Annotated in this window: 11 protein-coding genes; all 11 read right to left on the reverse strand. The window is 70.6% G+C overall.

Features of this window, described 5'->3' with window-relative positions; translation table 11 throughout:
* Positions 1-7: 7 nt before the first annotated feature.
* Positions 8-517, reverse strand: a complete 510-nt coding sequence (locus C229_RS0100950) for a hypothetical protein (protein WP_018653205.1) — start codon at positions 515-517, stop codon at positions 8-10.
* Entirely contained in the window at positions 514-1,086 is a 573-nt protein-coding gene (locus C229_RS0100955; protein ID WP_018653206.1) for a hypothetical protein, read from the reverse strand. The genes C229_RS0100950 and C229_RS0100955 overlap by 4 nt, the downstream gene beginning before the upstream one ends.
* Complete coding sequence (locus C229_RS0100960) at positions 1,083-2,321, reverse strand: MCE family protein (RefSeq protein ID WP_018653207.1); 1,239 nt, start codon at positions 2,319-2,321, stop codon at positions 1,083-1,085. Before C229_RS0100960 ends, C229_RS0100955 begins: the two co-directional genes overlap by 4 nt.
* Complete coding sequence (locus tag C229_RS0100965; RefSeq protein WP_018653208.1) at positions 2,321-3,379, reverse strand: MCE family protein; 1,059 nt, start codon at positions 3,377-3,379, stop codon at positions 2,321-2,323. The genes C229_RS0100960 and C229_RS0100965 overlap by 1 nt, the downstream gene beginning before the upstream one ends.
* Positions 3,376-4,374 carry an MCE family protein gene (locus C229_RS0100970; RefSeq protein WP_018653209.1) on the reverse strand — a complete coding sequence of 333 codons (999 nt, stop codon included), beginning with the start codon at positions 4,372-4,374 and terminating at the stop codon, positions 3,376-3,378. Before C229_RS0100970 ends, C229_RS0100965 begins: the two co-directional genes overlap by 4 nt.
* Positions 4,374-5,468 (reverse strand): MCE family protein, encoded by a 1,095-nt coding sequence (locus C229_RS0100975; protein WP_018653210.1) that lies wholly within the window; start codon positions 5,466-5,468, stop codon positions 4,374-4,376. The genes C229_RS0100970 and C229_RS0100975 overlap by 1 nt, the downstream gene beginning before the upstream one ends.
* On the reverse strand, positions 5,465-6,508 hold the full coding sequence (locus C229_RS0100980; RefSeq protein ID WP_018653211.1) for an MCE family protein: 1,044 nt from the start codon (positions 6,506-6,508) through the stop codon (positions 5,465-5,467). Before C229_RS0100980 ends, C229_RS0100975 begins: the two co-directional genes overlap by 4 nt.
* Complete coding sequence (locus C229_RS0100985; RefSeq protein WP_033423884.1) at positions 6,505-7,785, reverse strand: MCE family protein; 1,281 nt, start codon at positions 7,783-7,785, stop codon at positions 6,505-6,507. The genes C229_RS0100980 and C229_RS0100985 overlap by 4 nt, the downstream gene beginning before the upstream one ends.
* Positions 7,782-8,612: an MlaE family ABC transporter permease gene (locus C229_RS0100990; RefSeq protein WP_018653213.1), complete on the reverse strand. Its 831-nt coding sequence runs from the start codon at positions 8,610-8,612 to the stop codon at positions 7,782-7,784. Before C229_RS0100990 ends, C229_RS0100985 begins: the two co-directional genes overlap by 4 nt.
* 1 nt (position 8,613) lies before the next feature.
* Entirely contained in the window at positions 8,614-9,399 is a 786-nt protein-coding gene (locus C229_RS0100995) for an MlaE family ABC transporter permease (RefSeq protein WP_018653214.1), read from the reverse strand.
* Positions 9,400-9,617: 218 nt separating this feature from the next.
* Entirely contained in the window at positions 9,618-11,225 is a 1,608-nt protein-coding gene (locus tag C229_RS32455) for a fibronectin type III domain-containing protein (RefSeq protein ID WP_018653215.1), read from the reverse strand.
* Between the last annotated feature and the right edge of the window lie 31 nt (positions 11,226-11,256).

Below are 11,256 nucleotides of genomic sequence, written 5' to 3' on the forward strand. Positions count from 1 at the left end.
CCGGGAATCAGCTCGAACGGATGTCGGTGATGCGCCAGCGGCCGTCGGTACGGCGGGCCGTGACGGTGAGCTGGGCCGCGGCGGGGTCGCCCACGGGAGCCCCGGCGCGGGCCGTCTGCTGGTCGAGGAAGACGAGCAGGCGGGCGCGGTCGTCCTCCAGGGTGGTGACGCCCGCGCGGACCACGCGGGTCGTCAGCGACAGCCGCTGCGCGGGCGCCTGCGCCCGCACCGGGGCCAGGATCTGCTGGTACTGCTTGGCGGCGTTGCCCGTCAGCGCCTCGGCCGCCGCCTTCTCGGTGTCGGCCAGCGTCGTCGGCGTGTACGACAGGACGCGCGCCAGCGCGCCCGACACGTCCCCGATGACGCCGGTCGTCTCGGCCGGGTCCAGCAGGCTCCGGTTCGTCGCGGGCGAACTGGACTCCGCCGACCGCGCCGCGTAGTTCAGCCCGACCGCGACCGCCGCGATCAGCGCGGCCACCAGCAGCGGCCGGTACAGGGCGAGGACGCGGGCGATCACCGCTGCCCCGCCGGGATCGCGGTGAGCGACTTGAGCCGCCATCCGGCCGGGGTGCGGGTCAGGCCCGCCTCGAAGCGCTGGCGCTGCTCGGTGGCGTCACCGCCCGAGGTCGTCAGCAGGATGCGCACGGACGCGATCATGGTGGCGTCTCCCGTCTCCGCGTCGAGCTTGGTGACGGCCGCGTCGGTGACGGTGCCCTTCGCGCTCGTCCCCGCCTGGGCGATCTTCTGCCGGTTCTGCGGCGCGTCCCGGCGCAACTGCTCGGCCAGGTCGCCGGTCGCCGCATCCTCCCACGCCTTGAGCCCCGCCGGAACGTCGCGGACGTCCATCGAGTTGAGCGCCGTCAGATGCGCCCGCCCCGACCGCAGCACGACGTCCCGGTCCCGCGCGGTGTCCCGCTCCCCCGACTGCGTCGCGGACAGCAGCGCCCACGCCGACCACGCAAGGAACAGCGTGGCGGCGAGGATCACCGACCAGCCGATCAGCCCCCACCCCGCGAACAGCGGCGCGGAACGGCGCTGCTCGCGGGGGCGGGGCTCGGCGGCCGGACGCTCGGTGTCCACGGTCATCGCCCGGTCCCGGGCTGGAGCAGCGTCCCGGTGGACGGCGGCAGCGGCGGGGTGCCGAGCGCGCCCGGCAGCGCACCGGCGCCGGAGACGCCGAGCGAACCGGCCCGGCGCGGCGGCGGCAGCGCGCCGCCGCCGGGCGCGTTGCCCGAGCCGCGCACGTTGATCCCCGACGACGGCGGCGAGGCGCAGCGCGCGTCGGTGTTGAACGGCTTGCCGGGCGAGGTGTCGAGCCCGTTGCGGTTCTGCGTCCCGCCGTAGCCGGCGGTGCACGGCCGCGGGTTGAAGAACGTCGTCGTCATGCCGAACTGGAGCTTGCCGTCCTGGATGACCGAGGACGCCGCGCCGACGACGCCGGGCAGCTTGGACAGCAGTTCCTCCAGCGCGGGCGCCCGCGTCTTCAGCACGTCCGACGTCGTCGTCATGTTCGCCAGCAGGACGCTGAACGACGGGTCGAGGTCGTCCAGCAGCCGCTCCATCTCGCGGGACGCGCCCGGCCCGGCGGCGATGAGGCGCCGCAGGTCTGGGTCGGACGTGCGGAGCTGCTGGGCGAGCAGCCGCGCGTCGCGGCCGAACTGCACGATCGCGCCCGCGTTGTCGTTCTGCGTGCGCAGGACGGTCTGCGTGTCCTGGATGAGGCGCGACGTCGGCTCGATGTTCTCGTTGGCGTGCTTGGTGAACTGCCGGCCGCTGTCCATCAGCGCCTGGAGGTTCTGCCCCTGGCCGTTGAACGCGGTGCCGAACTCGTCCACGACGACCCGCAGCGACTCCAGCGGGACGGACGCGGCCAGCGCGTTGACGCTGGTCAGCAGGTCGGTGACGGGCGCGGGCGTCGCGGTCGCCGAGCGCGGGATGCGCGACCCGGCGGCCAGGTACGGCCCGGCGTCCGACGAGGGACGCAGGTCGATGTACTGCTCACCGACCGCCGACCGGTTCGCCACGACGGCCTGCGTCTGACGCGGGATGTTCGGGGCGTCGTGGTCGATCTGCAACTCGGCGATGACACCGTCGTCGGTGAGCTTCAGCGGCCCCACACGGCCCACGGACGTGCCGCGCAGCGTCACGTCCGCGTGCGTGGTCAGGCCGCCGGTCTGCGGCAGCTCGACCGAGACGACGTAGTAGCCCTTGAGCCCGACGAGCCCGCCGAGCTTGGCGTAGTTGAGCGCGATGAAACCGATCGCGAACGTCCCGATGATCAGGAACGCGATGTTCTTCAGCTTCGTGCTGAGCGTGACCATCAGTTCCCCTCACCGGAGGCGGGCAGTGGCGCACGCGCGCCTTCCTGCGGCGGCGGCATGTCGTCGGGCGGCGTCAGCGGCGGGATGATCGTCGTCTTGGGCTGCGCCGTGACCACCAGATAGGTGTTGAGGTAGTCGCCCTTGACGGCGGGCAGCACCGCGTCGGTGAACGGGAACGTCAGCAGCACCTGGAGGGCGCGCGGCAGGTCCCGGCCGGAGTCCGCGAGCTTGCGCAGAACCGGGTCGAGCGCCTTGAGGTCCGCGACGATGTCGTCCTTGGACGCCTTCAGCGTCGAGACCGCCACACCCGACAGCCGCTCCAGCGACCCGAGCATCCGCACCAGTTCGCCGCGCTGCTCCTCCAGCACCTTCAGGCCGGGGGCCAGGTCGTCCAGGACGGTGCCGATCTCGGCGCGCCGCGCGTTCATCGTCGAGGACAGCTTCGCCATCCCGTCCAGGGCGGCGGTGATGTTCCGCTTGTTGGAGTCGAGATCCTCGGTGAGCGTGGTGAGGCGGCCGAGCAGCGACTTGATCTGCTTCTCGTTGCCGTTCAGCGCGTTGTTCATCTCGACCGTGATCGTGCGGAGCTGGGCGAGCCCGCCGCCGTTGAGCAGCAGCGACAGCGCGCCGAGCACCTCCTCGACCTCGGGGTTGCGGTTGGTGCGGTCGGGCGGGATCGTCGCGCCGTCGGCGAGGGCGCCGGTCGGCGCCGTCGCCGGGCCCGCGAGCTGGATGTACTTCTCACCCAGCAGGCTGGACTGGCGGAGCTGCGCGTAGGAGTTCGCGGGCAGCTTCACCTTCCGGTTGACGAGCATCGTCACCTCGGCCGTCCATCCGCCCGACGGCAGCGACACCTTCGTGACGCGGCCGACCGCGACGTCGTTGACCTTCACGGCCGACTGCGGCACGAGGTTCAGCACGTTGGCGAACTGCGCCTTGACGGTGATCGGGTCCGAGCCGACGTCGGCGCCTCCGGGCAGCGGCATGTTCTGCACGCCGAGCCCGCAGCCGGACGTGGTCAGCGCGGCGGCGAGCGCGGCTGCGGCGAGCCGTCTCATCGGCCACCTCCCTGGGCGGTCGCGCCGGCGGCCGGAAGCGGCGCGACCAGCTCGTTGAGGTTGCCGCGGCCCATGAGCGTCCCGGTCTTCGGGTCGTAGGCGCGCAGCATGTTGCCCGCCGCGAGCGGCTGGACGTCCAGCGCCTCGGCCAGCGACTTGCGCTGGTTCACGAGGGTCTGCGTGAGCTTGCCGAGCTTCTCGACGTTCGTCTTGAGCAGCGTCCGGTTCTCCCGGATGAACTTCTCGACGCGGCCGAGCGCGTCCGCGAGGGCGCGCAGCGCGGCGCCGAGCGTCTCGCGGTCGTCGGCGAGGAACCGGGTGACCTCGGCGAGCTGCGTCTGCGCCTGCCGGACCTGCCCGTCGTTCGCCTTGAGCATCCCGGTGAACTTGGACAGGTTCGTGATCGTGGCGAACAGGTCCTCCTGCGACCCGGTGAGGGTCTTGGCGGCCTTGCCGAACTCCTCGATCGTGGCGCCGAGCGCGCGGCCGTTGCCGCGCATGTTCTCGGCGCCGGTGCCGATCGCCCGCGACACCGCGCCCTCGGAGTTGAGCCCGTTGGGACCGAGGTCGTCGGCGAGCTTGGTGATGCTCGCGTACACCTTGTCGAGTTCCAGCGGCGTCGCGGTGCGCTCCAGCGGGATCGTGGCGCCCGACGCCATCTTCGGGCCGGTCTCGTAGGCCGGGGTGAGCTGGATGTACCGGTCGGACACCAGGCTCGGCGCGACCGCCACCGCCCGCGCCCCGTCCGGCACGCCCACGCTCGGGTCGACCTCCAGGACGACCTTCACCCGCGAACCGGACGCCCGGACGCTCGCGATCTTCCCGGTCTTGACGCCGAGGATGCGCACGTCCGACCCGGCGTACACGCCGACGGCCTGCGAGAAGTACGCGGTGATCCGGGTCGGTTCCGGCGGGCGGAACCCGACGAACAGGCCGACCGCGACGATCAGGGCGACTCCCGCCGCGATCAGTCCGGTCCGCAGTTTGCTCACCATCACTGGCCCCTCTTCCCGGTACCGGGCACGGTCGCCTGGCAGCCCTTCTCCGGCGGCGTGCCCGGGGGCAGGTACTTCTTCAGGACGAGCCCGCACAGGTAGCCGTCCATCCAGCGCCCGTTGCCCATCGTGTTGCCGACGACGCGGGTGTAGGGCCCGGCGAGCTTGAGCACCCGGTCGAGGTTCTTCTGGTTCTTCAGCAGCAGGTCGGTGACCTTCTCCAGGGCCAGCAGCGACGGCCGCAACTGCCGGTCGTTGTCCTGGACGAACCCGGAGAGCTGCCGGCCGAGGTCCTCGGTGCCGACGAGCAGGCCGTGGATCGCCTCGCGGCGGCGGCGCAGCTCGGCGAGCAGCACGTTGCCGTCGCGCAGCAGCGCCTCGAACGACTCGTTCTGGTCCGCGAGCGTGCCGGTGACCTTGCGGCTCCCGGCGAGCAGCCGGTTCAGCTCGGCGTCCTTGCTGGAGATCGTCTTGGACAGCGCGGACATGCCGTCCAGCGCCTTGCGGACGCTCGGGGACGTGCGGGAGAACGTCGAGGAGATCGCGTCCAGGCTGGACGCGAGCTGCGCGGAGTCGATCTGCCCGGCGTTGCTGGCCAGGTCCTCGAACGCGCGGGTGACGTCGTAGGGGGACGTCGTCCGGTTGACCGGGATGACGGTGCCGGGGTCCTGCGACTCGGGGCCGAGCGGGTCGACGGCGAGGAACTTGTCGCCGAGGAGCGTCTTGATCGCGATGGCGGCGGTGCTGGTGTTGCCGACCCAGGCGTCCTTCACCCGGAACGACACGCGCACCTTGGCGCCGTTCAGCCGCACCTTGGTGATCTTGCCGACCTTGACGCCCGCGACGCGGACCTCGTTGCCCTCGCGGAGCCCGGCCGACTCGCGGAAGTCGGCCGTGTAGGTGGTACCGCCGCCGATGACCGGCAGGTCGTCGGCCGACAGCGCCACCAGCGACGCCACGACGATCGCGACGATGCCGACGATCGCGACGGTGATCGGATTGCGGTCGCGGACCGGCTTGGGCCTGCGCAGCCGCAGCTTGGCGGGCTTGCGTCGCGGGGCGCCCTGCCCCGCGACGGGCATCGGGGCCGTCACTTGCCGCACCTCGCCGCTTCGTCCACGCGACCCTTCGGGTCGGCGGGCTGCTTCTCGCCCTCACCGACCTTCTCGTACTTGACGCCGGTCACGATCGCCTCGCAGAGGTAGAAGTTCATCCACGATCCGTACGAGGCGATCCGCCCGATCGCCTCCATCTTCGTCGGCGTCGTGGCCAGGAACCGCTCGATGGTCGGAGCGTCGCGGTTGAGGTTGTTCGACAACCGGCCGAGTTCCCGGATGTCGTTCTTCAGCGGGGCGCGGCCGTCGCGCAGCAGGCCCGCCGTGCTGTTGGCCAGGTCGTCCAGCGCGCTGACGGCCTCGCCGATCGGCTTGCGGTCGGCGGCCAGCCCGGAGACGAGCTGCCGCATCGTCACGACCAGGTCGCCCAGCTCGTCGCCGCGTCCGTTGACGGTGTCCAGGACGGCCGTGAGGTTGTCCACGACCTGCCCGATGACCTTGTCCTTGGACGCGATCGTGCCGGTCAGCGACCCGATCGTGCCGAGCAGGTTCTCCACCGTGCCGCTCTCGCCCTGGAGCACCTGGACGATCGAGCCCGCGAGCTGGTTGACGTCCTTGGGCGACAGCGCGGCGAACAGCGGCTGGAAGCCGTTGAAGAGCTGGGTGAGGTTGAGCGCGGGCGTCGTCCGCTCGGTCGGGATCGTCGCGCCCGCGGCCAGCGAACCGGCCTCGCCCGCACCCCGGTCCAGCTCGACGTAGCGCTGGCCGACGAGGTTCAGGTACTTGATCGTCGCGGTGGACGAGGCCGGCAGCCGCCGGTCCTTCTCCACCGAGAACGTGACGAGCGCGACGCGCTTCTCCACCACGCCGATCTTGTCGACGCGGCCGACCTGCACGCCCGCGACGCGGACGCTGTCGCCCGCGCGCAGCCCGGACGCGTCGGTGAACCGCGCCTTGTACGTGGTCGTCGACCCGCTCCCGGTCTGGGCGATGCTCATCGCCAGCACCAGCGTCGCCACGATCGTGACGACGATGAACACGAGCGACTTGGCGATCGGCCCCGCGAGGCTGCGCCTCATCCGACCTTCACCTCCGTTCCCCGGTAGACCGGGCCGGCGAGCACGCTGCTCCAGTCCGGCAGCGCCTCGGGGACCTCCTGGAGGCCGGGCGCGATCAGCTCGTTGACCAGGCGGTTCTCCTGCGGCGAGTTCGGCAGCCCGAGCCCGCCCGGCACGACCGCGACCGGCGCGTCCGCGGACGCCGTGGCGGCCCGCGCGGGCGCGGCCTTGGCGCCGTAGGGGACCGACGGGCAGTGCGGCCCGTTGCCCCGCCCGTACTTCGGCGCGTCCTTGCCTGGCTTGTAGCGGCCCTTGGACGGCAGCGTCTTCACGTTGACGTGCAGGCCGGGCTGGCCCGTCCCCTTGCCGAGCACCTGGTCCATCTTCGGGATGAAGTCGTTGATCATCCCGATCGTGCACGGCAGCATCGGCGCGTACCGGGCCATCGTCTCCAGGCTCGCGCGGCTCTGCGCCGACACCCGGATGAGGTTGGCGCGGTTGTCGCGCAGGAAGTCCGTGAGGTCCTGCGAGCCGCGCGTCAGCGAGGAGTACATGGTGGCGAGGTTCTGCCGCTGGCTCACGATCGTCTGGCTGGTGCGCGTCAGGTCGTTCAGCGCGTCCAGGATGTCGGGCGTGGCCTGGCTGTAGGTCTCGGTGAACTTCACCAGCTCGCGGATGCCGTTGTTCAGCGCGGGCAGGTTCGGGTTCAGTTCCTTCAGGTAGGAGTCCAGCTCGACCATCGTCTTGCCGAGGTCGGTGCCGCGTCCGTCGAGCGCCTGCGACACGGCCGTCAGCGTGGCCGAGAGCTGCTGCGGCCGGACGGCCGTGAGCAGCGGCAGCAGGTTGTCCAGCACGCGCTGGAGCTCGATCGCGTTGGCCGAGCGGTCCTGGCCGATCACGCTGTCGGCCGTCAGCCGCGCCGGTTCCGGCTGCGCCGGGGGGACGAACGCGACGTACCGCGCGCCGAACAGCGTCGTCGGGAGCATCTGCGCGGACACGTTCGCCGGGACCATCGCCAGCTTGTCCGGCTGAAGGGCCAGCTTCAGCGTCGCGCCGTTCCCGTCCGCCTGGATATCGCGGACCTCGCCGATGACGACGCCGCGCATCTTCACGTCCGCGTGCCGGTGCATCTCGTTGCCGACGCTCGCGGTCTTGACCGTCACCCACGCGACGCTGGTGAACTTCTTGTCGTAGATCGCGACCGACAGCCAGATGAGCAGTGCCGGGACGAGGATGAACACCACGCCCGCGCTCCGTCGGAGCAGCACGCCGCCGTCGTTCCTGCTGCGGTGTCTCATCCGGCCACCTTCACCGTCGTGGTCGTGCCCCACAGGGCCAGGCTGAGGAAGAAGTCCGTCACGCTGATGAGGACGATGGACGTGCGTACCGCGCGGCCGACGGCCCGGCCCACCCCGGCGGGGCCGCCGACCGCGCGGTAGCCGTAGTAGCAGTGCGACAAGATCACCATGACGCTGAAGATCAGCACCTTGAGGAACGACAGCAGTACGTCCGTGGGCGACAGGAACAGCCCGAAATAGTGGTCGTACGTGCCGGCCGACTGCCCGTTGAAGACCACCGTGACCTGCCGCGACGCGACGTAGCTGCACAGCAGCCCGATCGCGTACAGCGGAATGATCGCGACGGCGCCCGCGATGATGCGCGTCGTGACGAGGTAGGGCAGGCTCGGGATGCCCATGACCTCCAGGGCGTCGACCTCGTCGCTGATCCGCATCGCGCCGAGCTGGGCCGTGAAGCCCGCCCCGACGGTCGCCGACAGCGCGAGGCCCGACACCAGGGGCGCGATCTCGCGGGTGTTGAAGTAGGCGGAGGCGAACCCGGTGAAGGCCGCCGTGCCGATCTGCTGGAGCGCCGAGTAGCCCTGGAGACCGACGATCATGCCGGTCGCGAGGGTCATGGCGATCATGACGCCGATCGTGCCGCCGATGACGCCGAGCCCGCCGGACCCGAAGGAGACCTCGGCCAGCAGCCGCTGGATCTCCTTGGTGTAGCGGCGCAGCGCGCGCGGAATCCACAGCATCGCGCGCACGTAGAAGATGAGCTGGTCGCCGGGGGCGTCGAGCCGGCCGAGCAGGCGGCCCGGCCGCATCGTGTCGAGCAGTGCCACGTCAGCCTCCCTTCGGCGGGACGACCTGGAGGTAGATCCCGGTGATCACGAGGTTGACGATGAACAGCAGCAGGAACGTGATGACCACCGACTGGTTCACCACGTCACCGACGCCCTTCGGCCCGCCCTTGGGGTTCAGGCCCCGGTAGGACGCGACGATCCCGGCGATGAACCCGAACAGGATCGCCTTGAACTCGCTGACGTACAGGTCGGGGAGCTGGGCGAGAGCGGAGAAGCTCGCCAGGTACGCGCCCGGCGTGCCGCCCTGCATCATGACGTTGAAGACGTAGCCGCCCGCGACGCCGACGACCGACACCAGGCCGTTCAGCAGCGTCGCCACCAGCACGCAGGCCAGCACCCGGGGGACGACGAGCCGCTGGATCGGTGAGACGCCCAGCACCTCCATGGCGTCCAGCTCCTCGCGGATCGTCCGCGAGCCGATGTCGGCGCAGATCGCGGACCCCGCCACCCCGGAGATCAGCAGCGCCACGATCATCGGGCTCGCCTGCTGGATGACCGCCAGGACGCTGGCGCCGCCGGTGAACGACTGCGCGCCGAGCTGCTGCGTCAGCGACCCCACCTGGAGCGAGATGACCGCGCCGAACGGGATGGAGACCAGCGCCGTCGGCAGGATGGTGACGCCCGCGATGAACCAGAACTGCTCCACGAACTCGCGGAACTGGAACGGGCGCCGGAACATCTGGCGGAGCACGGTCGCGCCGAGGGCGAACAGCCGTCCCGTCTCGCGCAGCGCACCGGCGACGGGGATCGCCGTCAGCGCGCTCATGAGCCGATCTCCAAGACGTACTCCTCGGGGTGGTGGCCGGCGGTCGATCTCGGGGGTGCCGGGGCGATCACGCTATCGACGGCGAGAAACGGGAAACAAGGGACAGAAGTGAGGTTTTCGGATTCTTGGCACCGGGTGATAACCGGGCTTTTCCAAAGGGCTCGATAAAGGCACGCACACCCGGCCTGAGCTGCGGAGAACGTGCCTTTATCGAACGATCACCGCTCCGGGACCGCGTACGGGCAGGTGGTCGGCTTCTCGGCCGACCCGCGGTTGCAGATCTTGCCCTGCCTCATCTTCACGTAGTTGCCGGGACCGGAGATGCTGGCGGTGAGGAGGGCGTCGATCTTCTCCCCGACGCCGCACCCCTTGAACGGCGGGATGGTGTAGTAGCCGCGCAGCGGACCGCCCAGCAAGATGTTGGAGTACTCCGGCTTGCCGCCGCTCAGCACGAGCTTGGCCGGGGTCGTTGTGGTGCAGTTCGGCCCCACCGGCAGCGTCGCGCCGTTCACCGTCGCCTTGATCACCCTGACCCGCATGTTCGTCGTGGCCTGGACCCGGTAATCACCGTTCGACGACAGCGTGCCGTCCATCAGCGAGTCTCCGACCTGCGTCATCTCGACCGTCGCCCGAACCGGCATGAATTCGAAGTTCAGCGACTGCATCTCGGACCGCAGCGGCTTCGCGAACTGGATCTCGGCGCCGAACTTCCCGCCCGAGGGCGGGATGACGCGGATGTGCGCGTGCACAGGGGTGGTGATCCTGGCCGGGTCGTTGATCGCCATGGCCGCGTCCAGCTTCTTGATGTTGGAGAAGCCGGAGATGTACGTGCAGCGACCCCAGTCGGCGCCGTCCTTGCCCTTGGGCTTGCCGCAGTCGGCGGGGGTGGGCGGGTCCTTCGGCGGCTCAGCGCCTGCCTTCCCGGTCTTCACGGTGAGCGGTTGGCTCGCCGGGGAGACGTTGCCCGCCTCGTCGCGGGCCTTGACCGTCAGCGTGTACTCGGTCTCCGGCTTGAGGCTCTTCACCACACCCTCGGCCTGGTCGAACGAACCGAGCTTCGTACTGCCGTTGAAGACGTCGTACCCGGCGACACCGACGTTGTCCGTGGACGCCTGCCAGCTCAGGGCGACGCTCTCGCCGGTGATCTCGCCCGCGGTCGGCTTACCGGGAGCCGTGGGCGGCTCCTTGTCCTCCGGCGCGGGGCCACCGTCGCCACCCGTCACCGTGAACTTGGCGAGGGTCGCGTCCTGGCCCGGGTTGAGCTTGCACGGAATGTCGCTCAGGTCGGGATCGGTGATCTCGGTGCCGTCCGTGTCGCGCGCGGTGATGTGCAGCGCCAGGTCTCCGACGACGATCGATCCCGGACCGGCCTCCGGGAGCGTGATGGTCGGCGCGACACCGTCGCCCTCGACGGTGAAGTCACCGGAGGGCGGAGCGTCCCGCTTCTTCAGCTTGATCGGCACGTTGACGGTCTTGTCGCCGCCGGGCGCCTTGACGATGTTCGTGGAGGTCGCCGTGCCCTCGATCGACGCCGCGCCGATGAGAGAGAGTCCGGCGGTGGTGCCGTCGTTGATCGTCGAGACCGTGTCCACGCGGATCGTCGGGACGGGCTTGCCCGCCTCGATGCTCTCCGGGATGTCGGTCTTGATGACGACCTTGAGCGGCTGCTCGTCCACCAGCGGGTAGTTGCAGGTGAAGTTCAGCGTCTTCGTCACCGGCGCCGCCTGGGCGGGGGGCTGGCCGACGAGGCCCGAGGCCGCCGCCGCTGCGGTGACGGCGGCGAGCGCAGCGACGGTACTCAACCGCCGCGTGGTGAACAGGGTCATCACGCGTCTGCCTTCCGACGGGGTGGGGGTC

It is taken from the genome of Actinomadura flavalba DSM 45200 (assembly GCF_000374305.1).
In the GTDB taxonomy this organism is placed as follows: Bacteria; Actinomycetota; Actinomycetes; order Streptosporangiales; family Streptosporangiaceae; genus Spirillospora; species Spirillospora flavalba.

Coding starts and splice junctions, on each gene's coding strand:
- C229_RS0100955 (WP_018653206.1), bottom strand. CDS start 1,086: ATGACCGTGGACACCGAGCGTCCGGCCGCCGAGCCCCGCCCCCGCGAG.
- C229_RS0100960 (WP_018653207.1), bottom strand. CDS start 2,321: ATGGTCACGCTCAGCACGAAGCTGAAGAACATCGCGTTCCTGATCATC.
- C229_RS0100965 (WP_018653208.1), bottom strand. CDS start 3,379: ATGAGACGGCTCGCCGCAGCCGCGCTCGCCGCCGCGCTGACCACGTCC.
- C229_RS0100970 (WP_018653209.1), bottom strand. CDS start 4,374: ATGGTGAGCAAACTGCGGACCGGACTGATCGCGGCGGGAGTCGCCCTG.
- C229_RS0100980 (WP_018653211.1), bottom strand. CDS start 6,508: ATGAGGCGCAGCCTCGCGGGGCCGATCGCCAAGTCGCTCGTGTTCATC.
- C229_RS0100985 (WP_033423884.1), bottom strand. CDS start 7,785: ATGAGACACCGCAGCAGGAACGACGGCGGCGTGCTGCTCCGACGGAGC.
- C229_RS0100995 (WP_018653214.1), bottom strand. CDS start 9,399: ATGAGCGCGCTGACGGCGATCCCCGTCGCCGGTGCGCTGCGCGAGACG.
- C229_RS32455 (WP_018653215.1), bottom strand. CDS start 11,225: ATGACCCTGTTCACCACGCGGCGGTTGAGTACCGTCGCTGCGCTCGCC.